The sequence below is a fragment of the Micromonospora sp. CPCC 205561 genome, assembly GCF_036906775.1.
In the GTDB taxonomy this organism is placed as follows: Bacteria; Actinomycetota; Actinomycetes; order Mycobacteriales; family Micromonosporaceae; genus Micromonospora.
Genome location: NZ_JBAKHV010000003.1, coordinates 61,779 through 88,308, shown reverse-complemented (window position 1 = coordinate 88,308; position 26,530 = coordinate 61,779). Strand labels below are relative to the sequence as shown.

Genomic DNA, 26,530 nt, shown 5'->3' with positions numbered 1-26,530 from the left:
CGCGTCATGGGCGGCAGGGCGTTACTCATCGGTGTGCGACGGTTCGCGGACCGGGTGGGTGCCGAATCGGAATCGCCACTGACGCGGGGAAACCGGGCGCCTCTCGGGTTCGTCGACGAGGTGCAGGCAAGGGTGCGTGGAGCACTGGACGTGCTGGGCTTCCACGTCGACGCGCGGCTCGACCCGGACCGGGACCAGATGGCCGGCTCGGTCCGGGACGCGTTGGAGGACGACAGCGCGAACCTGGTGCTGCACGTCCTGTCCCACGGCGAGGTCGGCGCCGACGACACCCGACTTGACGTCGTGCCCGCGTGCGGGCGTACGGGAATGGGCACGAACGTCGCCGAGTGGGTGTCGTCCGGACACGTTCGCGACCACCCTGTCCTGCTGCTGCTCGACCTGTGTCGGTCGGGCCGGATCGCGCGGCTGCCGTGGCTGCTCCAGCGCACCGGAGCGGACACCAGGATCTGGGTGATCGCGGCGGCCGGCCCGGACGAGGACGCCTTCGACGGACGGTTCAGCCGGGCGGTGGCCGACGTGCTCGACCAGCTCGCCGTCGACGGTCTGGGTGCCGACCCGAGCATGCGGCACGTGCCGCTGGAACTGGTCGCCCGGAGGATCGCGAAGCGGGTCGCGGCCCAGGGCGGCCTGCCGCAGCGGGTGTACGCCACTCCGGTCGACCCGGCGCAGCCGCCGGACGAGCCGCTCTTCTTCCTCAACCCCCGCTATGAGCCCGACCACGTCGCCAGCAGGGTGTCCGATCCGTCGCTGCGGGAGTCCCTCGACCACGCCTACTTCATGGAGCGGGCGGGCACGCACTTCACCGGACGGCACCGCGAGCTGCGCCTGCTGTCGCTCTGGCTGGACGGTGCGGCGAGCGACCGGCCCATCGTCGTCACGGGCAGTCCCGGCGCCGGCAAGTCGGCGCTGCTGGGCGTGCTCGTCTGCGCGGCGCACCCCACCCTTGCCAAGGAGGTGCCCGCCGTCCGCGAACGGCTGGACACCCGATCGCGCCCGTCGCTCAACCCCAATCTCGCGACGGTGCACGCCCGCGGCCGCGACACTTACCACCTGGCTGACTCCATCGCCGACCAACTGGACCTGACCGCGCCGCGACCCGGCGGCTCCGTAGGCGAGCTGGGCGACTGGCTCGACGAGTTGGACAACGGACCGTGGCAGCTGGAGGACATCGCCGCCGCCATGCGGCCGTCCTCGCCGGGCTGGACCGCCGCCGCACTTGTCGAGGTCATCTCCGGGCTGTCCGAGCCGCCGACGATCGTGCTCGACGCGCTCGACGAGGCACTCGACCCGATCGGCGTGGTCAACGAGCTGCTGCTGCCGCTGGTGCACGCCCACCGGCCGACGGGCGAGCCGGCGTGTCGGCTGCTGGTCGCCACCCGCCCGGACGCGAGGTTCGCCCGGCTGATCGCCCGGACGGATGTGCTCGATCTTGACAGCGTCGAGGCGGACGAGCTGAGCGCGGATCTGGAGAGCCATCTGCTGAACCGGCTCGCCGACGCGCCCGGCTACCGCCCGCGATCGGCGCGGCTGGTACGGGAACGCCTCGCCCAGGTGGTCGCGGGCCGCCTTGCCGGCGCATCCCGCAACTGGGGTGCGTTCCTGCTCGCGGAGGTGTTCCTGCGGTACCTCGAAGCGGTGCCCGTTCCGGCTGACACCGCACGCGCCGTCCGGCTCGGGTCGGCCATGCCCACCCGGCTGCCCGAGGTGTTCGAACTCCACCTCGACGCGCTCGGCCCCGATCGAACTCTGCGCTGGGCGCTGGGCGCGATCGCGTTCGGCAAGGGCGACGGCATGCCCGCCGAACTGATCGCGACCCTGGTCGGCGTCGACGTCACCGAACCACTCCGACAGGGTGGACCGTACCTGCGCACCAGCGCCGACTCCGACGGAACGACGCTGTACCGGCTGTTCCACCACAGCCTCGGCGAGTATCTGCGGTCACGGCACGACGCCACGCGTCTCTACGATCGCATCGTCGCGGGCGTACGCGGCTGGGGTACCGCACCGCCCTACCTGCTGCGGCACGCGATCGAACACGCCGCCGACGCGGATCGGGTCGACGACCTGCTCGTGGATCCCGAGTTCCTGCTCATGGCGGACCCGGACGCTGTCGTCCGGTATCTGGGGGACGCCCGGTCTCCGGCGGCACGGGAGGCAGCGGTGGTCTACCGGACGTCGGCGAAGCGCCATCGCGGGGCGACGCCCGACGAACGCCGCGACGTCCTGGCGATCGACGCGTGTCGCGTCGGCAGCCACGCGCTCGCGCGGGCGTTCGCGGGCACCGGTCTCCGGACCCGCTGGGCGACCGGCGCCCTGGTCAATCCCGCGCTCCGGGACGACCTGCCCGGGCACATCCTGCCGGTGTCGTCGGTCGACTGCCTGCGTGTCGGAGACGAGATCATCGCGGTCACCTGGAGCGGCCGCACGATCCGGCTGTGGAGCCTCCGCCACGGCCGCGCGTGGCAGCCGGCGCGGATCAGCCTCGACCACCGGTACCACGCGGTCGCCGCGTTCGTTGCGGACGGCCGGCCGGTGGCGGCCGCGCTGGACGTCGAGTCCGGGATCCAGATCCTCGACCTGATCACCGGCGAGCCGGGCGGCCGGACATGGGCACCGAGTGGCCTTTCGTACCATGCCGTCACGGCGGGCACGGTGGACGGCCGCGCGGTCGTCGTCGCCAGCGGCTTCGAGGGGACGGTGGACGGCTGGCCAGTGTCGTCGTACGACGAGGTGGGCGCCGAGCCGTACGAGATCGGCTTTCACAACGACACCGTCCGCTACGCGAACTCGTTCACCGCGGACGGGGCCACGGTCGTCGTCACCGGCGACGACAGCGGGCAGATCAACGTACGTGCCCTCTCCGGCCGCCCGATCGGTGCCACCCTCACCGGACACGACGGCGAGGTCCGCGGTGCCGGCGGCGTCCTGCACGGCGCCGACCCGTACGTGGTGAGCACGGGCGAGGACGGGACCGTCCGGCTGTGGAGGCTCACCTCCGACAGCCCGCGCAGCGAGATCCTGACCAGCGACGACGTGCTCCGCGGACCAGTCGCCTGCACGGTCGTCGACGACCGGCCGATCGCGCTGGTCGGGCGCGCCGACGACATCGAGTTGTGGGACCTGAGCACCCGAAGGCGCGTCGGTGCCCCGCTGAACCACACCGACGGCGTCCGGGCGATCCGATGCGTCGACCTCGATGGCGCGCCCGTCGCGGTGAGTGCGGCAGCCGACGGGTCCGTGCGGGTGTGGAACCTGGACGTGGCGATGACGGACGGTTCGGCTCTCCTGCCGGGCCACACCGAACCGTTCAACGCGGCGGCCTGCGCCGTCGTCGGCGACCGGACCGTGATCCTCGCCGGCGGCGGCGAGGTGGACAGCCGGCAGGACGGCGTGGCCGTGTGGGACCTCGCGGACGGAACGCCGATCGGTGAGCCGTTCGGCCGCCACATCGGCTGGGTGTCGGCGCTGGCGACGGTGCGCACCGGCGACACGACCGTCGCCGTGCTGGCGGGAGGAGAAACGAGCTCGCTGCAACTGTGGGACATCGCGACCGGACGGACGTTCGGGAACCCACTGGAAGGGCACGAGGGCTTCGTGCACGACGTTGCCGCCGCCGACGTCGGCGGCCGGCCACTGGTCGTCTCCGGAGGGTCGGACGGCGTGCCCCGGGTGTGGGACCTGACAGACGGCAGCTGCGTCACGCTGCCGGCCGTCGGCGTCGATGTCGCCGTCGACAGGGTGGCCATCGGCCACGACGGCGGCGCCCCCTACGCCGTGACCTGGTCGGAGCAGGGCGGCGAGTTCGTGGTGTGGGACGTCCTCGCCCGCGCCGTGCGTTGCCGGATCGGGCCGGGGTTCCCGGCGGGACTGGTGGCCTGCGCGACCGTCAGCGGTAGACCGGTGGTCGTCGCGGCCGGCCAGGGCGTCGGTGTCTTCGACGCGCGGACCGGCGCGTGCCTGCGCGTCATGGCGCAGCCGCCGCGTCAGCAGGCGCGCGCCCTCTCGTGCGGCGTACGCGGGGGACGCGCGGTGGCGGTGACGGGCGGCTTCGACAAGGTCGTGCGGGTGTGGGACCTGCTGACCGGCGAGTGCCTCGACACTCACGCGGTGCCTGACCATGTCGATGCCGTGGTGCTCGCTCCGGACGGTGCGGTCGTGGTGTGCTACGAACGGGAGATCGTCGTGCTGGACCGTGGGGAGTGACCCGCATCATGCGAGTCGTGGGGGTGCACGGTGTCGGCAACCATCGTCCGTCCGCCACGTCGACGCAGGCGGGCGAGCAGCTGTCGGCGATCTGGGGCCGCGCGCTGGCGCGTGGGTTCCCAGGGCCGGTGGACCTCTGCGTCGCCTACTACGCCGACCACCTACAGCCGGGGGGTCGCCAGGGCGCGGACGACGACCTGCCGCCAGAGGCACGTGAGCTGCTCGAAGCCTGGTTGGCGCAGCTCGACCTGCCTCCTGGCGTCACCCAGGGCAACGCCACCCGGCCGTTCCGCCAGATCATCGGGTGGATCGCCGAACGCCGCCAGCTCGCGCCTCGTCTCGTGGAGCTGTTCGTGACGACGTTCTTCCGCGAGGTCGCCCGCTACCTGGGCGGCGACGGCGTCCGGCAGGCGAGCCGCGACGCGGTGGCCGCGACGATCCGCACACACCAGCCGTCGGTGGTGCTGGCGCACTCCCTGGGCAGCGTCGTCACCTACGAGACCCTGTGGCACCACCCGGACCTGGAGGTGGACCTGCTCGTCACGCTCGGCTCGCCGTTGGCCATGCCGCACGCGGTGTTCCCGCGGCTCGACCCCGCCCCGGTGGCCGGACTCGGGTGTCGCCCGCCGAACGTGAGGCGCTGGGTGAACATCGCCGACGTGGGGGACCTGGTCGCGATCCCCGCAGGCGGCGTCCCGACGCGGTTCGTTGACGTGGCGGCCGACCATACCGCGGCGATCCACGCGTTCGACTTCCATCTGGTGGCGAACTACCTTGCCTGCCCGCCACTGGCGGCGGAGCTTTCGGCGCATCGCTGACCGGCGACGCTCGCGAGCGGGTCGGGCGCCAGGCGGTGCGCTGGTCGGCGGCAGCTATCTGGCGTGGGGGTTGTCCCGCCCCCTGGGCGGGATCACGGCAACGGCGTCGGCGACGTCGGTGCGGACGGGGTCCGGGTTCGCCCAGCTCCAGTTCGGGTGGGCGCGGTTGGTCAGCAGGACCAGGACCATCTGGCGGTCCGGGTGGACCACCAGGGAGGTGCCGGTGAAGCCGGTGTGCCCGAAGGTCCGAGGGCTGCTGAGCCTGCCCATGAACCACGGCTGGTCCAGCACGACGCCCAGGCCGTGCGCGGAGGTGCGGTTGGGCCGTTCCGGGTCCACGGCGGGCAGACCGACGTTCACGTTGGTGAGCATCTGGCGGGTGATCTCCTCGGAGAGGATCCGGGTGCCGTCGTGGACGCCGCCGCCCAGCAGCAGCTCTCCGATGACGGCCACCTCGGCGGCGGTGCTGAAGATGCCGGCGTGCCCGGCGATTCCCCCATGTGGTTGGCGACGTCGTCGTGCACGACGCCACGCAGCAGCCCGCGCGACGAGCGTGCGTCGGTGGCGACCAGCCGGGCGGCCTGGTTGGCGGCGTTGAGCCAGGTCTTCGGGTTGAAGCCGGTGTCTCTGAGGCCGAGCGGCCCGGTCAACCCGGTCTTGAGCGCCTGATCGAACCGCTGGCCGGTGACCTTCTCGACCAGGAACGCGAGCACCATCAGCCCGACGCTGGAATAGCGGTACACCTTGCCCGGCACCGCGCCGCTTACCAGTCCGGTCGCCAGGACCGCCCTGCGGCGGGCCGCGTCGTCGGGCAGACCGACGACCTTGGCCCCGACCGGCAGGCCGCTGGTGTGCGCCAGCAGCATGGCGACGGTGACCTTGTCCTTGCCGGCGCCGGTGAAGCCGGGCAGGTGGTCCACCACCCGCGTCGACAGGTCGAGTCGTCCCTTGTCGACCTGCTGGAGGACCAGGATCGCGGTGTAGACCTTGGTGAGCGAGGCGAGGTCGAAGATCGCGTCGTGCCGCATCTCGACCTGCCTGGACTCGGGCAGCAGCACCGGGCCGGCGGCGTAGCGCAGCGCCTTGCCCACGACGGTCTTCGCCACGGTCACGCCTCCCACCCGGCAGAGCGCGACCGCGCCCGCGTACGCCGGATGGTCCGGGTTGGCGCTGGTCGGCGCGAGGTGGCGGTTCAGGACCACCCGCAGCCGGCCCGTCGCCTGCACCCCGCCGCGGAGCGTCTCGGCGGTGGGCCCGGCGGCGGCCGGGGCGGCGGCGCGCACTGCCGCGGACCGGGCGGGCGCCGCCGGGGCGCTCACGCTCGGCTTCGCGGCGGGCCCGGCGGTCGCTCCGGCGGTGGCCGACCGTACCGCCTCGCGGCAGCCGGCGAGGGCCGCGGCCGCGAGGCCGGCGCCGAGCACGGCGCGACGCTGCAGTGACATGCGGCGCATCATGGCAGGTGCCGTTCTCCGAATCCAGCCCGCCCGGACCGGCCGGGAGCTGCCCGAGAGACGACCTGCTCCGGTCCGTGCCCGTATCCGGGGTGGGGCTGTGTCACCTCACGTCGCCGGGAGCGGCCCGTCCCTGCGGGGGTGGGCGCCGTCCGGCGCATCCTGCGGGCGTCGGCGTCGGCGGGATGGTCGCCCAGGTCGCCGCGCTCGACCACGCGGAGGCGTTCTCGGCGCTCACCCTCGCCGGGACGCGGCCCGTCGCGCCGGGCCCGGTCGACGACGACCTGCCCGACCACGACGCCGCGACGAGGGAACGGCGGTTCGCGCTCCCGCCCGACTGGTCCGACCGCGCCCGCCGTGGCGGAGTTCGCCGCCGTCGGCGCGGAGATCCTCGGCGACGACCCCACCGCGGCGCGCGCGACCGCCGAGCGCATCGTACGCACGGGCGGCGGAGCGCTCGGGCTCGTCGTGGGCGTGGGGATGAGGAGGTGGCCCGACCGCGGGGGAGTGCCCGTGGGGTGCCGCCGGTCAGGCGTGCCCGCCTGTGGCGACCGGCGTTCGCTGGCGTGACCTTCTGACCAGGACGAAGAGCACACCCAGGATGCCCAGGCCGACGGCAGCCGAGCCGGCGAGCAGCATCGACATGTCGCCGAGTTCGAAGGTCGACGGTGGTTGTCCGGGGTCGGGGAACGTGATGGTGGTGGTGGCGGTCCGGTGCACCAGGCCACTCGTCAGGGTGAGCTCGGCTTTCCACGGCCCGTTGTCGAGGCGGCGGTTGATGGCGAGGGCGACCGTTCCGGTGTGCCCGGCGGCGAGTGTCGTGCCGTCGATCACGGCGAACGGGCCGGCCCTGATCTCGCCCGCCTCGTCGTTGAGCCAGAGGGTGCCGCTGAGGTCCACGGCCCGCCCGCCGGTGTTGGTGACGGTGACGGTGAGGGAGGGCTGTCCGTCGGGCGCCCGGGCGGCCACGAAGTCCTTGATCTTGAAATCCGTGGGAGGCTCACCGCCGGGGCCGACGTCCAGGTAGACCCGGATGCCGACGCGGTTGATCTTCGCCACGGCGTTCGGCTTCGGCTCGGAGGCGGTGGAGGCCCAGATGACGGCGTACCGCTCGCCGGCCGGGGCCTTCTCCGGCACCCGTATCCTGGCCGTCGCCTGCTTCTTCTCGCCGGCTCGGAGGTCGAGGACGGGTCTGCTGAGCGTCGTCCAGGACGACAACTCGTTGGCGCTTCGCCCGTCGGCGAAGCGGAACTGGCCACCCTCGATGCTCGCCGCGGCGGCGTAGAGGTCGACCTGCTTGCGTTTCGCGGTCCGGTTGGTGATCTCGATCTTTCGCTCGATGACGGCGCCCGGGGCGAGGTGGTCGATGATGTAGCGGCGGGCCCGCGGGTCCTCCTGGCGGTCCACCGGCAGTTCCATCAGCTTGATGCCGATGGTGTTGGGGGCGTCCCCCGGCTCGGCCGCCGCGACAGGCCCGGCCAGGGCGCCGGCACCGATGACGATCAGTGCCAGCGCCCCGAACCGGCTAGGCCACCGAATGAGTCACCGTCCCGGTGTAGGTGCCGACCACCGCCGACGCGGGGATGTTGACGATGAGGGTGGGTGCCCAGGCGGCGCTGTTGACGCCGGTGCCTCCGGTGTGCTGGAAGGCGATCAGCGGGTTCACCGTGTCGAGGGGCTCGGCGTCGGCCGCGGTCAGCTGACCGGGGACGAAGGTGCCGTTGCCGGCCTGCTCCGTGGCCGGACCCGACCAGTAGTCGATCTCGCTGGCCAGGATCCGCTCCGAGGCACCACCGCCGCCGGTCTCGAAGTCGGTGGTACTCACCGTCGCGGTCCAGGAGGCGTCGGCCGAGCCGCGCTGGTCGATGACGCGCACCGTGCCGATCGACCCGCTGAGTGCCGTACCGGGCAGCGCGCTGCCGAGGTTGGCGGTCTCCGGCGCCTCGATGTCGAGCCCCGCGCCGACCACGTTCAGGGTGACCACGGTGGTGTCGGTCGGTGCCGCCACGGCCGGCGACGCGACGAGGGGCAGGCTCGCGCACGCGGCCACCACCCCTACCGCGATACGGGTGAAACGCATGTTGTTCTCCCTCTCGGTCATGAGCGGCACCGGTGATGGCTGCCGCCGTTCAGCTACTGCCCGACTTTATAGTGAGTGATGGCGTCTGCGCCCCTTTTACCGTTTCGTCCAAACTCGTACGCTCCGGCGGGGGCGCGTCGGTGGGCGGCCCCTCGCTGGCTCGCGCGACCGGCCTGACGACCGCCCCGGCGAGGGGAGAGCGCGGCGGGCTCCGACGGCCGCGCTGGCGCGGGGCGGCGGCCGCCGTCCGGGCGCTTCTTCGGGTTCAGGCGACGGAGAACGTGACCGTTGCCGTGTACTCGCCCACGACGGTCGATGCGGGAATCTGGACCGACACGACTGGCTCCCAGGTCGCCGCGTTGTTGCCGGTGCCCTCGGTGAGGGTGTACGCGGTTCGTTGGACGTCGATGACCTCGGCGTCCGCGGCGGTCGGCTGGCCCGAGGTGAAGGTGCCGATGCCGGTGGTGGAGGTGGCCGGGCCGGACCAGTAGGAGACGTTGGTGTTGGCGATGGTCCGGACCGGGCTTCCGTCGGTGACGAGATCCGTCGCGACGACGGTCGCGGTCCAGCTCGGTTCGGACAGCAGCCGCTCGTCCGTCACGGTCACCGGCCCCAGGTTCGCCGAGGCGACGCCGCCAGGACTGGCGCTGCCGAGGTCTGCCGTCTCCGGCGCGCTGATCGACAGCTCTCCCGGTTCGGCGCAGGTGGAAGGGGTGATCGTGTCGGTGTCCATCGTGACCGCTCCGTTGATCGCCAGCATGCGGCCGTCGACCTCCAGTGCCGCACCCACGGTGATCGAGGTGAAGGCGAGGAGATTGCCGCGAAACGTGGAGTTGGCGCCAAGCGTCGCGGAGCTGCCGACCTGCCAGAAGACGTTGCACGACTGCGCGCCGTTGACCAGGTTCACCACGCTGGAGGCGCCCGTGATGAGCGTGGTGGTGGTCTTGAAGATGAAGACGGCGTTCGGGTCACCCTGCGCGTCGAGGGTCAGGTTTCCGGTGATGTTGAACGTGCCCGCGACGGAGCTGTAGACGCCGGTGGTCCTGGTGGTGCCCCCGAGCTGTTCCGAGACGACGTCCGTGGTCGTCCGCCCGGCCGCGTCGTTGTAGGCGATGGCCAGGTCACTCTTACCCCGCACCGCGGGGCCGTCATTGGCGTGGATGGATCCGTTCAGCTGACCGGGGGGAAATCCGGTCACGGCGGTGCCTGGGCTGACGCCGATGTCACCGTTGATCACGCTGAGCCCCGTGCTGGTGACCGTCGTGCCGGCGAGGACCGCGAAGTCGGCGGCTTCGCCCAGCGGCACTGGCGGCTCGGCGGCGCTCGCGCTGCGCTGCCCCGCGACGCCGACCAGGAAGGTCGTCGCGAACACCAAGGTCAGGGCGGTGGCCACCCGGGTCATCCCGGTACTCCGGCGGGACGCGTCCGTGCGGTCAAAAATCGCCATGGGTTCCTCGGGATCTCGACGTTGGTGACCCTTCAGCGGATCATAATGGCACAACAAGGCACAAAGAAGGCGTAAACGGTCAGCCTTGCCAGTGGCCCGAGGGCCGCGCAGCCAGTGGCACTCACGCGTTCCGGGTCGGCGGCCCCGCACGCGCAGGCAGTGCCGGCGGATGGCGGCCCGGCGCCAGGCGGGGGGTGACGGCGACGCCGGCTACACCGCCGCGCCGGGGCGGCCCGCTGCCGGCGAAGCGCCCGAACCCGCCAGGGTGCGACCGGGCGGCGGCTACCGCCTGCCCCGCCGATCATGTGAACCAGGCCGGTTCGCCCGTGCCGGCAGCGCGTCCGGACGGCGGTGGAACGCATCACCGGGCTGTCCGGGTGTTCTGCTAGGCGGACTCGAGGACGAAGAAGAGGAAGCAGATGAAGGACCCGGAGTTCATGTCGGGTGGGAGCAGCTCCGCAGGAGTGTCCGGAAGGGGGGGCGGCTCGCTGATCGTCGCGATGCGGAAGCCGGCAGCGGCAAAGGCGTCTGCGATGGCGTGCAGCGGCCGGTGCCAGTAGGTCAGCCACACGGTCTGGCCGTCCATGACGTAGTCCTCGGAGTACTGCGTGAGCGCGAAGTAGTCGGCCTTGGGGTACGCGATCGCATAGACGGCGGGGTGGATGACCGAGAGGATCAGGCGGCCACCCGGCTTCAGCACGCGACGCAGCTCGGCGAGGGGACCGGACCAGTCCTCCAGGTAGTGCAGGACCAGGGACGCGACGACGTCATCGAACTCGGCGTCTGCGAACGGCAGCGGCGCGCTCAGGTCCGCCACGTGCAGGTCGGCGTCTGCGCCCAGCCTCTGGCGGGCCAGGTCGACCATGGCCGCGCTCACGTCGAAGCCGGTGACCACGGCTCCCCTGGCGCGCAGCGCAGCCGACAACGGGCCGGAACCGCACCCGGCGTCGAGGACCCGGCGACCTCGTACGTCACCGGCGAGACGGAGCATCTCAGGTCGCTCGTAGTACGCGTTGAAGAGGTTGGACTCGTTCTCCGCCGAATAGGCGTTCGCAAACCTGTCGTAGTCACCTGTTGGCACCGTGACCCCATTCCGATGAGAGGCTGGGACGCGCTCCTGCCGGGGCGGCGTGGTTGCGACGAGAAGGCACCCAGCTGGTGCGCGTCGGCCAGGGGCCGTTCCCACGTCCCGTCCGCCGCCCGCCGCCGCAACCGCTCATGGCGGCTCCCGCCACGGCCCGCAGCGGTCGGGCAGGGCCCGTCACGGCGCCCCGGTCGACGGCTTCCACGATATCCCGTTGATCACCTGCCGGTGGTCCCGCCACCGGTCCGAGACGCCGACCCGGCGCGGACGGCACCGGCTCGGCCATCGTCCACGCTCTGTCCGTCAGTTCCCCACGACCGACCGCCGAGGCACTCCGACCCCGACGAGATCGGCAGGGCGCGCCCTAGGCGCAGGTGCGGCCGACCAGGAACCAGCACACGGTCTGCGGTGAGGACTTGAAGAAGTCGAGCAGCAGGGTGCCCACCTTCTCTTCGCCGGGCTGCGCGGGGTGGGTGCCGTCGTTGGCCAGCTCGGAGCGTGCCCAGGTGAGCCCGTCCGATCTGGGGGTCGTTCCGTCGGCCCAGAGGTAGGGGCCCCACGCCAGCCAGGGCGCGACGCTGTGGTAGCTGAGGTTGCCGGCCCGGGGGTCGACGGGGGAGCCGGCCATCTGGTTGATCTGCGCCTGGATCACCCACTTGACGCCGAACCCGCTCTCGTACGCGTAGGGCTCCGGGTTCAGCCTGGTGGTGGCGTATCCCGCGTATATGCGGCTCGAGAAGAACACCAGTTGCAGATTGGGGTACCGCGCCCGGAGCGCCCTGGCGATCGCGCCCTGTTGGGTGACGAGCTGGTAGGCGTCGGCGTTGGAGGCGGGGAGGGAGACGGTGGGCGTCGCGTTCGCCACCTTGACCCAGACCACCTGGACCTGGTTCTCGGTGAGCCCGAGCGGAGCGAGACCGCTCGTGCGGACGCGGTCGTAGTTCTCGGCATTCGGCGAGGTCCAGGTGCCGGCCGTCTGCCCACCGGCTGCTCCGTCGACGATGACCAGGTTCGCGTGGTCGACCTGCGGGTCGACCGCCGCCTGCCCGCTGAAGGACCAGGGCGCGCATCTTCCGTCGGATCGGCGGGCGCAGAACTCCTGGGTGGTGTTGGACATGCCGATGGAGAGCAACACGATCTTGCCGGTGGCCTTCGGGACGCCGTCGACGTCCACCGGTCGGACCCGTCTGGCTCGGCCGACCCCGACGGCGTGGTGGGTCGCCGGAAGGGCGTTGCTGCCGTCGGGGTACAGACCGCCCTGGAAGCCGAGGTAGCTGCGGGTGGCCAGGTCGTTGATGGGGGTCGACGGCGCCGCGACGGCGACGGCTTCGGCGCCGGGCGGGACGGCCAGCGCCAGGCCGATGAGCGCCGCCATGACCCGACGGGGGTGGCCCATGTGTGCTCCTTCGGCCGCGTCGACGAACCCCCTGACTATAGGCGTTCATCTATCGCTAACGGAACGTGTGAGGGTTTACGTCCTGACGAAGCGGGCAACGCGGACTCCGCTCGGACGGGGGTGTCGCCACGGTTGCCGGCAGGCCGCGACCCGGTGCGGACCGTCGTGCCGACCCGGACGGAACGGGCGCGCAAGGCCCCCGCCGTACGAACTCGCCGTGATCCGCCCCTCGTTCCACCGACCTACCGGGGGTGTTGCTGCGACGATGCAAGACGTGGGAACCGCGGAAACTACCAAGCCTGTCATCTCGCCCCTTGCCGGCGAGCCGATCAAGCGCGCCGACGCCGAGCGGCTCGCGGGGGTGCTGAAGGCATTCGCCGATCCGGCCCGGCTGCGACTGCTCAGCCTGATCCAGTCGGCCCCGGACGGCGAGGCGTCCGTGACGGACCTTACCGCGCCGCTCGGTCTCTCCCAGCCCACGGTGAGTCACCACCTGCGCATCCTCACCGATGCCGGACTGCTCGAGCGCGAGAAGCGCGGCGTGTGGGCGTACTACCGCCTGGTGCCGTCCGCGATCGCCGCGATCGCTGACCTGCTGACGCCGCCTCGGAAGCGGGCGACGAAGAAGGCCCGCTGACGAGGCAGGGTCGAGGCCGGCGCCCTGCTGCGTGCGACGGCCCGCGTCGAGATCGGGGCGGTCCGCGGGCGCGGCCCGGTAGGCGTGTGCGCCGCGCCGTGGGTCCGGCGACGGCGGCGCGCTCGTGCGGGCCACGGCCGGCCGGGGTTGTAAGCGGCGCAGCCGGGGTATGGTGGAGGGGTCGGTGTCGCCGGGCGCTCGCCCGTGCACGAGCCGCCGTGATCGGGCGCCTATCTGAGCGTCGGATCTTTCACGAGGTTGCCGGCACCAGACGCCGACGGCTTGACGTGCTCCTCGGTCGAAGACAGGACTTTTTGCATGGCATCGAACGGTAATGACAAACCGGCGTTGTTCCTCGCCACCGCCAGCGCCGACGGACTCGACGGTCCGGGCGTGACCTTCGACGGCAGCGAGGAGGCCATGCGGCGACTGCGCCACCCGTTCGCGGTGGAGCAGGCCCGGCCGGCGGCGAGCCAGGGCCAGACGCAGCGCGGCTGATCCTGGGGCGGCGACTCGCGTCCGCCTCGGCGGACCACCCGCCCGGATGGTCGGCCACCAAGCCGTAGAGGGGGCGCCGACCGTCGGGCCGTCGTAACCACCTGCGCCCCTTGACCGCCCGGCCCCGGCGGCGCATCCTGGCAAACCGTACGCACATCACCTCGTCGGTCGCCCGAGCGGCGGCTGCCGCGTCGCGGAGGCCAACACGTCCGGCGTCGACCAGCCCGGTGGGTCCGACCCCGTTCCCGAGCATCCGGCAGCACCGTACGCGGACTGGCCCGTGGCCCTCGTGTCCATGCCGTTCATGGGCATCTACCGGCCGTCGATCCAGCTCGGCCTGCTCGGCGCCACGCTGGCCCGAGCCGGCTTTCCGGTGCGTACGCTGCACGCTAATCTCGATTTCGCGGCGCTGATCGGGGCGGACGAGTACTCCCTCCTGGCGGAGCACCGCGGCCGGCTCGTCGGTGACTGGCTGTTCTCCGTCGCCGCGTTCGGCGACGCCGCACCCGACGCCGGGGCGGCGATGCCCGTCGAGTTCGCCGCCGACCTGGCGCACCTGGGTCGGCCACCGACGGAACTGCGCGACCGGCTGGTGCACCTGCGCGAGTCGCTGGTCCCGGCCTACCTCGACTCGCTCGTGCTGTCCTATCCGTGGGACCGGTTCCGGGTGGTCGGCTTCAGCTCGACCTACCAGCAGAACGCGGCCTCGTTCGCCCTGGCCCGGCGGCTCAAGCAGCGGTGGCCCTGGCTGATCACCGTCTTCGGCGGTGCCAACTTCGACGGCGAGATGGGACCGGAGCTGGTCCGGACGGTCGACTGCATCGACCTGGCGGTCACCGGGGAGGGCGAGCGGGCGCTGCCCGGGCTGCTGCGGGCGCTCGCCGCCGGCACCGATCCGCTGCGGGTGCCGGGGGTGCTGGGCCGCGTCGACGGTGTGGTCGGCGGGCTCCCGCCGGCCCCGCCGCTGGAACTGGATGACGCCGCGGTGCCCGACTACACCGAGTACTTCCAGCGGGCGGCGAGCCTGGCCCTGCTGCCCGCCGCCGGCCGCCACCGGGTGTGGATCCCGTTCGAGTCGTCCCGCGGCTGCTGGTGGGGCGCCAGGCACCACTGCGTCTTCTGCGGGCTCAACGGTGGCACGATGCGGTTCCGGACCAGGACCGCCCAGCGGGTACGTGCGGAACTCGACACCCAGGCCCGCCGCTACGGCAGCTTCCGCTTCGAGGCCGTGGACAACATCCTCGACCCGGCCCACCTGCGGGAACTCATGCCGGACCTGATCGAGGCGGGCACCGGCTACGAGCTGTTCTACGAGGTCAAGGCGAACCTCACCCGTGCCCAGACGAGGCTGCTGGCGCAGGCCGGGGTGACCCGCATCCAGCCGGGCATCGAGTCGCTCAGCTCGCACGTGCTGCGGCTGATGCGCAAGGGTGTCACCGCCGCCCAGAACGTCAACCTGCTGCGGTGGTGCCGGTACTACGGCATCGACGTGGCGTGGAACCTCCTCTGGGGCTTCCCGGACGAGACGGTTCGCGACTACACCGACCAGGCCGCCGTCCTGCCTCACCTGTGGCACCTGCAGCCGCCGGGCGGCGCGGCCCGGATCTGGATCGAACGGTTCAGCCCGCTGTACGCGGCGGCGCGTGCCGGAACGGACGCCGTGCGGCCGGAACGCAGCTACGGATACGTCTACCCGCCCGAGGCCGACCTGGACCGGATCGCCTACTTCTTCGAGCACCGACCGGAGAGCGGCCTGCCGGACGAGACGTACGTGCCGCTGGCCCGGCAGGTCGCCGCCTGGACCGAGGCGGCCGCCGCAGACCCGCGCCCGGTGCTCACCTACCGGTCGACCCCCGGCTACCTGCAGATCCATGACGGCCGGTACGCCGGTCGGGAGGGCACCTACACGTTCGAGGGACCTCTCGCCGAGGTCTACCTGGCCTGTGTGGACCGCCCGGTCACGAGGTCGGGACTGCGCCTGCGGCTCGGCGAACGCCTGCCGGCCGGGCAACTCGACCAAGCGGTGACCGAGTTCGCCCGGCGGGGGTTGATGTTCCTCGACGGACCGCGCGTCCTGGCACTGGCCCTGCCGGCGGTCGCCGGCAGATGACGCTCCCGCGGGTCAGGCGGACGGGGGCTTGATGCTCATCACGACCGGAGGGTCCCACGCCGCGCCCTCGGTGAAGGCCCGGGAGAACTGCTCCTCAACGGATCCGGCGGGCCCGGTTCCGGCCGGATCCACCGCCGCCGAGCCGACGGCGGAGGTGTCGACGCCTGCTCCCGCCGAGGGAGGGTGTAAGGCCGCCGACGGCTCACCCGCACCGGCGTTCGCGGCGGCGCCGGCGACCAGGACGACGCCGGAGACCGCGGCGGCGGCCACCAGGCCCGCTGACAGCGTCCGATCCCGCCGAGCGCAGCGGACATCCTCGGGGTGGCCGTGCGGAGCAGGGACGCCCGTCGAACCGTCCGGACCAGACATGGAACCTCTCACAACCCGTCGTGGCGGGGGCGTCGTCGACGCCCGGCCGCCTTCCGGCACCGATCGCGAGCCAGCATGCCGGCGCGGTCAGGTCACGTCAACCCGGCCCGGCCGGCCTCCGCGGTGCCGGTCCGCACGGCGTCGCCGCGGGTCCAGCGCCGTCGAGGACCGCGCCCTTGACCCGTGAGTGGTCAGGCCGCCTCGCGGATCTCGCCCAACTTCCTTCTCACCTGCCCGGCGTCCGGATGGCGGAAATCGTCGAGGATCGCCAACGCCCGCGTCCAGGCGGAGCGGGCTGCCCCGGGCTCGGCGACGGCATGATGGACGTCCCCGAGCCGGTGCAGGGCATCGGCCTCGAAGTGTCGGTCTCCGAGTTCGCGCCACAGCCGGACAGCGTTCTGGTAGCAGTCGATGGCTTCGCGCGGCTGCCCGCAGAGGTCGCGGATGTAGCCGAGGCTGTCCCAGACGTGTGCTTCGCCGTCCTCGTCGCCCGTACCCTGCGCCAGCGCCAGTGCCTCGGCGCAGCAGGCCAGGGCCGCCCGGTCCCCGCCGAGCTTGGCGTGGAACCAGCCGAGCGCGTTCAGGGCGTCCGCCACGCCGATCCGGTCGTCGCACCGCCAGAACAGGTCCACGGCCTGCAGTACGTGGGGCAGCGCGTCCTGGTGCCGCCCCTGCCGCTCGCACAGCCACGCGAAGTTGAGCTGGGTGCGCGCCTGGCCGCGCCGGTCCCCGATGCTGGTGAACAGGCCCAGCGCCGCTGCCAGGTGCTCCTGCGCGTCCGGCCGTTGCAGCCGGATGTCGGCCCGGCCGAGTCCCCGGTAGGCGAGCGCCAGCGTCCGCTCGTCGCCCAGCCGGTGGGCCGCCGCCAGTGCCAGGGTCTGGACCGCCGCCGAGTCGTGCCAGCGCCCGCGGCGATCGAGATAGGTGGTCATCGACCACGCGAGCTGCCAGACGTGGGTGTCGAACCTGTGGTTGGCCGCGAGTTCCACGCTCGCGAACAGCACCGCCTGCTCCTCGGCGAACCAGGTCAGGGCCGCCTGCCGGTCGGCCATCCGCTCCGGCCGGACCCCGGCCGCGGCCGGTACGGGTGAGATCGGCTCCCGGGACGGGCTGAGCAGCCGGTCGGCGCCGTACGCGCTGAGCACCAGGTGATCGAGCAGGCGGCGCACCGCGGCCCGGCGGGTCGATCCGCTCTCCTCGATCCCGGCCAACTCCACGGCGTAGGCCCGGAGCAGGTCGTGCAACACGTACCGACCGGGTGCCTGCTCGCTGATCAGGCTGCTGTTGGCAAGTGCCGAGACGAGCCGGTCGGCGTGGGCCTGGGGGACGCCCACCATGCTGGCCGCCACGGGGACCGTCAGCTCCGGCCCGGGGTGCAGTCCGACGAGCCGGAACATCCCGGCCGTGGCCGGATCCAGCACCTGGTAGGAGTGGGAGAAGACCGCCCGCACGTCGACCTCCCGCTCCTGGACGTGGAAGGCGTCCAGGCCGTCGCGGACGGTTCCCAACCGGTCCACCAGGGCGGACAGCGGGAACCGGGTCTGGTTCGCGGCTCGGGCGGCGACGATCGACAACGCCAGCGGCAGGCCGGCGCACTGCCGGATCAGCTCGTCGGTCGCCGAGGGCTCGGTGTCCAGACGGCCGGCGCCCAGCCGCCGGACGAGTAGCTGCCGGGACTCGACAGCGGTCATCAGGTCCAGGTTGACCGGCGTGACGGCGTCGGTCGCCACCAGCCCGGTCAACCGGTTCCGGCTGGTCACCAGCACCAGGCAACCGGAGGGGCCGGGCAGCAACGGCCGGACCTGCTCGGCGTCGCGGGCGTTGTCCAGCAGGATCAGCAGACGTCGGGTGGACAGCAGGGTGCGGAACATCGCGGAGCGGGCGTCGAGGCCGGCCGGCACCAGCTCCGGCGGAACCGCCAGCCCGTGCAGCAGTGTCTGCAGGACCGCGGCGGGATCCTTCACCGCCCCGAACTGGTCGTAGCCCCGCAGGTTGGCGTAGAGCTGGCCGTCGGGGAACCGGCCGCGCACGCGGTGCGCCCAGTGCACCGCCAGCGCCGTCTTGCCGACGCCCGCCATCCCGGCGATCACCGCGACGGGGCTGGCGCCGGTGGTGGCGCCGGAGACCTCGGCGAGCAGCGCGTCGAGTCGGCCCAGCTCCGCCTGCCGGCCGACGAATCCCGGCACGGGATGCGGAAGCTGCGCCGGTACGGGCAGGCGGAGGCCGACCGCCGGCGCCACGGTCGTGGCCGCCCTGGACGGCTCGCACACGCCGCGTAGCAGTTCCGGGTCGGCGGCCAGGATCTGTCGGTGCAGTCGTTGCAGGTCGGCGCCGGGTTCCACGTCGAGACCGTCCAGCGTGTGTCGCCGGGCGTCGTGAAAGGCGAGGATCGCCTCGGCCTGGCGGCCGGAACGGTACAGCGCGAGCATCAACATGCCCCAGAGCCGCTCCCGGAACGGGTGGTCGGCGACGAGCTGCCGGAGCTCGCCGACCACGGCCAGGTGCCGCCCGAGGCCCAGGTCGACCTCGACGCGCTCCTCCAACGCCGCCAACCTGCGTTCGTGCAGCGCCTCCCGTTCGGCGTCGAGCGCCGGGCTGGTCAGCCCGGCGCAGTACGGACCCTGCCAGTGGCGTAGGGCCGCGTGCAGGGCGGCGGCCACGGCCGGGGTGTCGCCGACGGCGCGGGCGGCCCGCGCCGCGGCCAGCTCACGCTCGAAGTCCAGCAGGTCCAGACCGCCGGTCAGGACGGTGAGTCGGTATCCGCCACCGGTCCAGGCCAGGACCCCGGACGGGCCGCGCTCCGGGCGGGTGGGGTCGAGCGCCCGCCGCAGCGCGGAGACGTGCTTCTGCAGCAGGTTCACCGCGTACGTCGGCGCCGCCGAACCCCAGATTCCGGTGATGATCCGGTCCCGCTCGACCACCCGGTTGGCGTGCAGCAGCAGGACCGCCAGCACCACCTGCCGTTGCAGCGGCCCCAGCTCGACGCTCCGCGTGCCGCACCAGGCGCGCAACGGCCCCAGCACCTCGAAGCGCACGCCCTGATCCGCGATCGCCCGTCACCGCCTCCGTGAGCATCCCGCTCCGTGACCCTCGTCCGCCCCGACGGACTCCAGAGGTCACTCCAGTGGCCACTTTTACCCTACCGGCAGACGGAGCGTCCAGGGGCCACCACCGGGACCGCGACGCCGGTCGCGTCCGCGTCGGCAACCTGCCGGCGGGCGCAGGTGCGGGAAGGAGTACGGATGAAGACAGGTCTCGCGGGGATCCTCTCCGAGGAGGCGGCCGCCCTGTACGAGCGGCTGCTCGCCGCCGGGGGGTTGTACCTGCACGAGGATCCCGTGCTGTGCGACGCGCGGTCCACCCGGGAACTGATCGAGCGGGGCTTCGCCCGCGAGCGGCACGTGGGGACGGCCGAGTTGGTGCCCGTCGAACCGGTGCGGGCCCTGGACAACGCGATCCTCCTCATCCAGCGGCAGATCACCGACCGGTACGAGAGCCTGCTGCGCCTGCGCGATGACGTGGAGGCCCTGCAACAGCGGTATCTCGGCGGCAAGGACTGGCGCCGGCAGCCCGAGGACGGGATCCGGGTGTTGACGGACGGAGCGGAGATCGGCGCGCTCTCGGTCGAGTTGTGCCTCTCCGCCCGCCGAGACGTCATGAGCATCGAGACCGAGCACTTCACCCGGCCCCCCGACCCGCGGTCGGTCCGCAGACCGCCGGCGGCCGCCGTCGCCCGTGGCGTGACGTTCCGCAACATCTACACGAGAGCCGTCCTTGATCTGCCCGGCTCGTCGCAGATGCTGCACGCGTCGGTCGAGGCCGGTTGGCAGTGCCGGATCTATCCCGAACTGCCGATGAAGATGGTGCTGGTCGACAGCGAGTCGGCGCTGCTTCCGCTGGGTCCGACCGGAATGGAGGGCGCGGTGCTGGTGCGTATCCCGGTCGTCGCGGCGGCCCTGCGGACCTTCTTCGACCTGCTGTGGCACCGTGCGGTGCCCGTCAACGGCACCGGTGAGCGACTCAGCACCGAGCAGGGCCAGGTGCTGCGGCTGCTGCTCACCGGCATGATCGACAAGGCGATCGCACGCCACCTCGGCATCAGCGAGCGGACCGTGCGCCGCCACGTCGGCGCGCTCATGCAGCGCCTCGGCGCGAACAACCGGGTGACCCTCGCCGCCGCCGCCGTCCGTGAGGGGTGGGCGGACTGAGCCCGCCACCCGCGCCGCCCGCCGCGGTCGTCGTGGACATGGCCGGCCGGGCGACCGGCTACCGGGGCGGGAACACGCAGGGCACCGCGCGGGGGAAGAGGGACCGCAGCTGAGCCACCGCGTCATCGGCGAACGTGCCGAGCCCTCGCGCGAGCACGTCGACCGGATCGAGCACACCGTAGACGAGCCCGGAGAGGCCGGCCGCGGTGAGGACCGCCGACACCCGCTTCGCGCCGGGCTCGACCACCAGCCGCCCACCGGCACCGTCGAGCCGGTACCGGCCGGCCATGAACGGATCGTCGACCACCTCGACACCCACCCGGCCCGGCCCGGCCTCCACGCCCCGCAGGCCCTCGACGCTGAGCAGCCGGGCCATCGGCGGCGGTGCCGACGGGAAGGAGATCACCGTCTCGACCCGGGCGGTGAGGTCGCTCAGCCACAGCTCGGGCGCCTCGTCGGCGGCGACGGTAAGCACCACCTCGGAGACCTGGTCGACGTGCAGGGCGAAGAACCTCAACAGCAGGGCCCGCCCGAAGGCGTCGACGGTCAGCAGGTCGTCCGCGCGCAACCGCCCACCCTGCCCGTCGATCCGGTAGGTCACCATGCCGACGACCTCACCGTCGATCCGGGCGGTCGCCAGCCAGCGGTCGCCGGCGTCACGGGCGGCCGCGCTCTGGTGCTCCGGCGGCATGGCGAAGCCGTGCCGCCGGTCGAGCAGCCGGCGCTGGAAGAGGCGGTAGTCGTCGTAGCCGTCGGCGAACGGCCGCCACGTGATGTCGCCGGGCAGGTCCGCCTTCAACAGCGGCGCGCAGTCCTCCGGGCGGAAGGTGACGGTGCGGGGCTTCGGCAGGTTCAGGTAGCCGAACCGGGCGTAGAACGAGGACCGGAACGGGTAGAGGGCGCTGGCCACGTGGCCCTGCTGGCGCATCTCGCCGAGCAGGTGGTGCAGCAGGTCGCGGCTGTGACCCCGACGCCGGGCCAACGGGTGGGTGACGACCCAGGCGACACCGGCCACGTCCAGCACGCGTCCGCGCAGGTTCTGCCACATCGGGATGGCCGAGGCCGCGGCCACCGTGACGCCGGCGTCCTGCACGACCATGGTGCGGTTGCCCTCGTGGTATGGCAGTGCCGGGCGCAGCTCCTCGTCCGTGGGGGGCGCCGACGACGGGCCGAAGGCGTACGACTGCAGCGGGAACGAGGTCGTCAGCCGCTCGTCGCCGGTCACCTCACGGATCTTCACCGGCGTCGGCCCGGTCCCGGCCGGCGGCGCGGGTCCGTCCGCTGCCACTCGTACGGTCGTGACGCGTCCGCGGCGGTGACCGCCACGCCGCCCGCCGCGGCCGGGACCGCATCGGCCTCCCAGCAGGTCGTCCCTACGATTCCTGCGGGCATGCCGCCTCCTCGTCCTGTCGCGTCGGGTGGTTTTCCCCGTCCACCCGGAAACGGTACGGAAAATTGCGGGCAGAGTCGTACCCCCCGTCCGGCCGGTTGCGGCAATCGACCGGCTCCGGCCACCGAAAATGCGATCCGAAGTGTCGCACCGCCCCCTTGCCGCAGGGCCGGTGTCCTGGTTAGGCCATTGACCGCTTTCTACATAACAAAGGTGTCTTCCAATGTGCTTCGCTGTTGGCGTCGACACCCGGGCAGGGGAGTCAGCCGTCGGCAACCCGCAACCGGAGGGAGCAGATGTGGCGCACCATGACGTTGATGTGCTGGCAGTTGGTGCTGGTCCGGCCAACCTGGCCCTGGCAGTGGCGATCGAGGAATCCGGGCATCCCGAACTGGCCGCCAACACGCTCCTGATCGAGCAGCACCCGGACATCAAGTGGCAGCGAGGCCTGCTGTTGCCCGCCGTCCGGAGTCAGGTTTCCTTCATCAAGGACCTGGTGACCCTCCGGAACCCGCGCAGTGATTTCTCGTTCCTGAACTTCATGCACAGTCAGCGCCGGCTCGACGAATTCGTCAACCTCGCCACGTTCTACCCGTACCGCAGTGAGATCTCCGACTACCTGGCCTGGGTCGCCGACTCCCTGCGCCACGTCCGGGTGCGGTACGACGCGCGGTGCGCGAGCATCGCCGTCAACCGGGACGCCAACGGTTCACCGCACGACTGGACGGTGACCCTGAGCGGCGGAGACACCATCACCTGCCGCGACCTCGTCATCGGTGTGGGCCGGGAGCCGAACGTGCCGGAGGCGTTCCGGCAGCTGCCCGCCGACAGGGTCATCCACAGCAGCCGCTACCGCGCCGGCGTCGCCGGACTCGCCCGCGACCGGCCGTACCGGGTCGCGGTGGTCGGCGGCGCGCAGAGCGCCGCCGAGATGTTCTACGCCGTGCACGAGGACCTGCCCGCCTGCCGGCCGACCATCCTGCTCAGGTCGGTGGGCTTCCAGAACTACCAGACCAGCAAGTTCGTCAACGAGTTGTTCTTCCCGTCCTTCATCGACGAGTTCTACGGGTGCGACCAGGAGTCGCGGCGGCAGATCCTCGACGAGATGCGGATCACCAACTACGCCGGCCTGGCCCCGCCCTTCCTCGACGAGCTCTACGCGCTGCTGTACCGGCAGCGCCTCAACGGCGGCGACCGGTCGCAGGTGATGGCGCTGACCGAGATCGTGACCGCCCGGCAGGACGGCGACCAGATCGTGCTCGAACTGAGCGACCGGCGGACCAAGAAGATCACCGAGATGCGCTGCGACCTGGTGCTGCTCGGCACCGGCTACCGCAACGAGCCGTCCAGGCTGTTCCGGCAGCTCGAACCGCAGCTCGGCACCGACCGCATCGGGGTGTCGAGGCACTACCGGGCGGAGATCGACGACGCACCCTGGGGCGCCATCTACCTGCAGGGGACGAACGAGGAGACACACGGCATCGCCGACTCCCTGATCAGTGTCCTGGCGCACCGGTCGGCGGAGATCGTCGACGACATGCTGGCCCGGCGTACCGCGTCCGGGAAACGGGTCACCGCCTCGGTGACGGCCGATCGGAGCGCTTGATGGAGATCCGCAGGTTCGACCAGGAGAGACTCGCCAACGGGTACGGGATCGACTACGAACTCCTCCTCCCGTGGCCCGCGCTGAACGCGCCGTTCGAGGGCGCCTGGTGCGTGGTGCCCCCGGGCGGCGCCGCTGCCGCGCACGCACACCACGAGTACGAGATCTTCATCGGGATGGTGGGCCGCGGCGAACTCGTCGTCGACGGCCGGCGCCGTGACTTCGCGGCTGGTGACATCGCCCGGTTGACCCCGGGTTCGCATCACCAGGTGGTCAATCCGGGTGATCGGGAGTTCAGCTACTACGCGATCTGGTGGGACACCGAGATGTCCGCCCGCTTCGTCGACCGACACCGGGCGGAGGGCTGAGATGGCACGGCGGAGCATCGTCATCGTCCCCGCCCCGACCGCCAACGGCGACCTGCACGTGGGCCACCTCTGCGGACCGTTCCTGGCCGGCGACGTCTACGCCCGGTACCGGCGGGCGGCCGGCGACCGGACCCTGTTCGGCAGCGGTGTGCAGGAGACGCAGACGTTCGTGCTCTCCACCGCCCGCCGGCTCGGGATCGACCCGGAACTGCTGGCCCGACGTGCCCAGGAGCAGGTACGGGACTCACTGGCCGCGCTGGGCATCTCCGTCGACGGGTTCGCGCCGGGGGACGAGGGGTTCCGCGACTTCCTGTGCGACTTCCTGGGTCGGCTGCACGCCGAGGGCGTGTTCGAGCTGCGTACCGTGTCGTTTCCCTACCTGCCCCGCACCGGCGAGTACCTCATGGAGGCGTACGTGCAGGGGACCTGTCCGACCTGTCTGGCGGACAGCTGCGGCGGGGTCTGCGAGAGCTGCGGGCACCACAGCAATCCCGGCGAGCTGCGCGCGCCGCGCTCCACCGAACACCCCGGCGAGGAGCTGACCACCCGGTCGGCCGAGATCCTCGTGCTGCCGCTGGAGCGCTACCGGGACCGGTTACGCGCCCAGCACCTCGGGCCGGACGCGACGATGCGGCCGCACATGCGGCAGGCGCTCGAGGAGATGCTCAGCCGGCCGCTGCCCGACTTCCCCGTCACCTTCCCGACCGGCTGGGGCGTCCCCGCGCCGTTCCCGGAGGTGCCGGATCAGGTGATCAACCCCGCCGTCGAGGCGATCCCGGCCGGCATGTACACCGCCGCGGTCGCCGCCGCCGCGACCGGCCACCCGCCGGCCGCGGTCGACGACCTCTGGCTCGCCGACCCCGACACCGACGTCGTCTACTTCATGGGCTTCGACAACACCCACCCGTTCGCCCTGGTCGGCGTCGCGCTGCTGATGGCGTACGGCGACCGCTACCTGCGCCCCACGATGCTGACCAACGAGTTCTACGAGTTGGAGCACGAGAAGTTCTCCACCAGCCGGGGCCACGTGGTCTGGGGCCGGGAACTCGCCGCCGAGACACCGCGCGACGCGGGCCGCTTCTACCTCGCCAGCACCAGCCCGGAACACCAACGGACCAACTTCAGCCGGTCGGCCCTGACCACCCTGGTCCGAACCCGACTGGTAGGGCCCTGGAACCGGGTGGCCGACGCCATGAACCGGTGGTACGAGGCGCAGCGCCCGCCGGCCGACTGGACGCTGCCGGTCACCGCGGCGGGTCGGACCGCCGCCGCAACGATGATCGGCCGCTTCGCCGGACACGCCGAACTGTCCCACTTCAGCCTCAACCGGGTCGCCGAGACCATCACCTCCCAGCTGGCCCGCCTGGCCGAGCTGACGGAGCGGTTCGAGTCCGGCGACCACCGGGACGCCGGGCGGATTCGCGCCGGCGACCTCTACCACGAGGTGGAGACCTTCCTGCGCGGCGCGGCGCCGGTCCTGATCGACCTCGCGGACGAGGCGCTGGGCGCGGCGGCGCCCCACCTGCTCGACGGGGCCGCCGAGGCCCGGCAGGTGCGGCCCCGGCGGCTGCCCCGGCTGGCCGAGCTCGACGGGGCCGCCACGCACCGGTCCGCCCGGCTGGTGGCGTGACGTGCCCGCCGGCACGCCGACCGGGCGGCGGGTGCTGATCGTGGGCGCCGGGGTGGTCGGTCTCCTCACCGCCATGGAGTGTGTCCGTCGTGGCGACGACGTCACCGTGCTGGACCAGGGGCCGATCCCCAACCCGGCGGCGGCCTCCTTCGACCAGAACCGGGTGGTCCGCGCGCTGCACCCCGGGGATCCGACGGCCACCCGGGCGGCGGCCGACCTGCACGGGCGCTGGCTGGAGCTGGAGCGTCACCTCGCCACCCCGCTCTTCCGCCGGCTCGGCGTCCTGCTCGTCCAACCGGCCGCCGAGGCCCTGGGCGACCTGCGTCTGATGCGCGCCGCCGGGGTGGACGGGGAGATGCTGGGGCCGAAGCAACTGCGCCAGCGTCTGGCGCACCTGCGCCTGCCGGCGAGGGCCGCCGGCCTCCTGGAGCCCGAGGCCGGAGTGCTGCTGGCCCGCCGCGTGCTGACGGCGACGACCCGCTGGCTGCGACAGCACGGCTCGGTACGGCTGCTGCCGTACCGCGCCGTGGTCGAGGTGGACCCGGCCGCCGCCGCCGTCACCCTGGCCGGCGGTTCGACCCTCGCCGGTGACCTGCTCTTCGTGGCGGCCGGGGCGTGGTCCCGATCGCTGCTCGCCGGACTGCTGCCGGCGCCGGTGACGCTGTACCGGCAGAGCGTGCTCTACCGGCGCCCCGACCCGGCGGAGTCGACCGCCTGGGGCGCGACCCCGGTGGTGGTGCTGCGAACCGGTCCGCACGCCGGGGGCTGGCTGTTGCCGCCCGGCGCCGGCACCGACCTGAAGGTGAGCACCCACGCGGTGTGCCGGCCGGTCGAGCGGCTCGGCTCCCGCCGGACCCCGCCGTCGCGGCGCCGGGCGCTGGACCACCTGCTCCGGTCGATCGTGCCCGGTGCGGCGGCACCCGCGCCCACCGAGACCCACGACTGCTACTACCTCGCGGACCGGGCCACCGGCGGCGCGGTCCTCACCCGTCTGGGCTCCTCCTCGTCGCCGACCTGGGCGTACGCGGCCTGCGGCGGCGGCGGGTTCAAGACCGCGCCCCTGATCGCCCGCGAGGTGGCCGGGCTGCGGGCGCCCCCACCCCGCCCCCCGGTCCGGGCGCGTCCCCCCGGCCGAGCGGCAGCTACGCCCGGGCGGCGCACCACATGAGCGATCCCGACGGGCACGACCCGGACGCCACCCGCCGTCCGGCACGGAC

19 protein-coding genes and 2 pseudogenes are annotated in these 26,530 nt (G+C 72.5%); 10 read left to right on the top strand and 11 right to left on the bottom strand.

The features are described 5' to 3' along the window. Positions 1–132: 132 nt before the first annotated feature. Together V6V16_RS03915 and V6V16_RS03910 are read left to right on the top strand one after the other, a co-directional pair. Positions 133–4,224 (top strand): hypothetical protein, encoded by a 4,092-nt coding sequence (locus tag V6V16_RS03915; protein WP_334559518.1) that lies wholly within the window; start codon positions 133–135, stop codon positions 4,222–4,224. After that, positions 4,221–5,042 carry a hypothetical protein gene (locus V6V16_RS03910; RefSeq protein ID WP_334559516.1) on the top strand — a complete coding sequence of 274 codons (822 nt, stop codon included), beginning with the start codon at positions 4,221–4,223 and terminating at the stop codon, positions 5,040–5,042. Before V6V16_RS03915 ends, V6V16_RS03910 begins: the two co-directional genes overlap by 4 nt. A 54-nt stretch (positions 5,043–5,096) precedes the next feature. Here the strand turns inward: V6V16_RS03910 and V6V16_RS03905 are convergent, their stop codons facing one another. From V6V16_RS03905 to V6V16_RS03870, 8 genes and pseudogenes are all read right to left on the bottom strand, one after another. Continuing rightward, a complete protein-coding gene (locus V6V16_RS03905) occupies positions 5,097–5,645 on the bottom strand; it encodes a serine hydrolase domain-containing protein (protein WP_334559649.1) in 549 nt (182 codons plus the stop codon). Positions 5,646–5,707: 62 nt separating this feature from the next. Then, positions 5,708–6,484 (bottom strand): annotated as a pseudogene (locus tag V6V16_RS03900) (serine hydrolase domain-containing protein); the annotation flags it as partial. 537 nt (positions 6,485–7,021) lie between these two features. Beyond that, on the bottom strand, positions 7,022–7,912 hold the full coding sequence (locus V6V16_RS03895; protein WP_334559515.1) for a hypothetical protein: 891 nt from the start codon (positions 7,910–7,912) through the stop codon (positions 7,022–7,024). Between the two features lie 106 nt (positions 7,913–8,018). Next, entirely contained in the window at positions 8,019–8,573 is a 555-nt protein-coding gene (locus V6V16_RS03890) for a hypothetical protein (RefSeq protein WP_334559514.1), read from the bottom strand. A gap of 265 nt (positions 8,574–8,838) precedes the next feature. Further along, positions 8,839–10,170, bottom strand: a complete 1,332-nt coding sequence (locus V6V16_RS03885; RefSeq protein WP_334559513.1) for an ice-binding family protein — start codon at positions 10,168–10,170, stop codon at positions 8,839–8,841. 235 nt (positions 10,171–10,405) lie between these two features. Next, positions 10,406–11,101 (bottom strand): class I SAM-dependent methyltransferase, encoded by a 696-nt coding sequence (locus V6V16_RS03880; protein ID WP_334559511.1) that lies wholly within the window; start codon positions 11,099–11,101, stop codon positions 10,406–10,408. A gap of 80 nt (positions 11,102–11,181) precedes the next feature. Further along, positions 11,182–11,390, bottom strand: a pseudogene (locus tag V6V16_RS03875) (transposase); the annotation flags it as partial. Positions 11,391–11,468: 78 nt separating this feature from the next. Continuing rightward, positions 11,469–12,500 carry a hypothetical protein gene (locus V6V16_RS03870; RefSeq protein ID WP_334559509.1) on the bottom strand — a complete coding sequence of 344 codons (1,032 nt, stop codon included), beginning with the start codon at positions 12,498–12,500 and terminating at the stop codon, positions 11,469–11,471. 265 nt (positions 12,501–12,765) lie between these two features. Between V6V16_RS03870 and V6V16_RS03865 the strand changes: the two genes are divergently transcribed. The 3 genes from V6V16_RS03865 to V6V16_RS03855 all read left to right on the top strand — a co-directional run bounded on the left by V6V16_RS03865 (position 12,766) and on the right by V6V16_RS03855 (position 15,745). Then, positions 12,766–13,137, top strand: coding sequence for an ArsR/SmtB family transcription factor (locus tag V6V16_RS03865; protein WP_334559648.1), 372 nt, complete (start codon positions 12,766–12,768; stop codon positions 13,135–13,137). Between the two features lie 318 nt (positions 13,138–13,455). Next, positions 13,456–13,635 carry a hypothetical protein gene (locus V6V16_RS03860; RefSeq protein ID WP_334559508.1) on the top strand — a complete coding sequence of 60 codons (180 nt, stop codon included), beginning with the start codon at positions 13,456–13,458 and terminating at the stop codon, positions 13,633–13,635. Between the two features lie 280 nt (positions 13,636–13,915). Beyond that, positions 13,916–15,745: a RiPP maturation radical SAM C-methyltransferase gene (locus V6V16_RS03855; RefSeq protein WP_334559506.1), complete on the top strand. Its 1,830-nt coding sequence runs from the start codon at positions 13,916–13,918 to the stop codon at positions 15,743–15,745. 12 nt (positions 15,746–15,757) lie between these two features. On the opposite strand, the gene V6V16_RS03850 is transcribed toward V6V16_RS03855, so the two are convergent. Continuing rightward, positions 15,758–16,015 carry a hypothetical protein gene (locus V6V16_RS03850; protein ID WP_334559504.1) on the bottom strand — a complete coding sequence of 86 codons (258 nt, stop codon included), beginning with the start codon at positions 16,013–16,015 and terminating at the stop codon, positions 15,758–15,760. Between the two features lie 290 nt (positions 16,016–16,305). Next, on the bottom strand, positions 16,306–19,149 hold the full coding sequence (locus V6V16_RS03845; RefSeq protein WP_334559502.1) for an AfsR/SARP family transcriptional regulator: 2,844 nt from the start codon (positions 19,147–19,149) through the stop codon (positions 16,306–16,308). Between the two features lie 207 nt (positions 19,150–19,356). Here V6V16_RS03845 and V6V16_RS03840 point away from each other — a divergent pair, with 207 nt between their 5' ends. After that, on the top strand, positions 19,357–20,322 hold the full coding sequence (locus V6V16_RS03840) for a LuxR C-terminal-related transcriptional regulator (RefSeq protein WP_334559500.1): 966 nt from the start codon (positions 19,357–19,359) through the stop codon (positions 20,320–20,322). A gap of 58 nt (positions 20,323–20,380) precedes the next feature. Here the strand turns inward: V6V16_RS03840 and V6V16_RS03835 are convergent, their stop codons facing one another. After that, a complete protein-coding gene (locus tag V6V16_RS03835; RefSeq protein ID WP_334559498.1) occupies positions 20,381–21,610 on the bottom strand; it encodes a GNAT family N-acetyltransferase in 1,230 nt (409 codons plus the stop codon). Positions 21,611–22,031: 421 nt separating this feature from the next. Between V6V16_RS03835 and V6V16_RS03830 the strand changes: the two genes are divergently transcribed. Genes V6V16_RS03830 through V6V16_RS03815 form a run of 4 tightly spaced genes read left to right on the top strand, consistent with a single transcriptional unit; the run spans position 22,032 to position 26,481 of the window. After that, on the top strand, positions 22,032–23,318 hold the full coding sequence (locus tag V6V16_RS03830; protein ID WP_334559496.1) for a SidA/IucD/PvdA family monooxygenase: 1,287 nt from the start codon (positions 22,032–22,034) through the stop codon (positions 23,316–23,318). Further along, complete coding sequence (locus V6V16_RS03825; protein ID WP_334559495.1) at positions 23,318–23,683, top strand: cupin domain-containing protein; 366 nt, start codon at positions 23,318–23,320, stop codon at positions 23,681–23,683. The genes V6V16_RS03830 and V6V16_RS03825 overlap by 1 nt, the downstream gene beginning before the upstream one ends. 1 nt (position 23,684) lies before the next feature. Further along, positions 23,685–25,313 carry a class I tRNA ligase family protein gene (locus V6V16_RS03820; protein WP_334559494.1) on the top strand — a complete coding sequence of 543 codons (1,629 nt, stop codon included), beginning with the start codon at positions 23,685–23,687 and terminating at the stop codon, positions 25,311–25,313. A 1-nt stretch (position 25,314) separates the two neighbouring features. Continuing rightward, positions 25,315–26,481: an FAD-dependent oxidoreductase gene (locus V6V16_RS03815; RefSeq protein ID WP_334559493.1), complete on the top strand. Its 1,167-nt coding sequence runs from the start codon at positions 25,315–25,317 to the stop codon at positions 26,479–26,481. Positions 26,482–26,530: the final 49 nt, after the last annotated feature.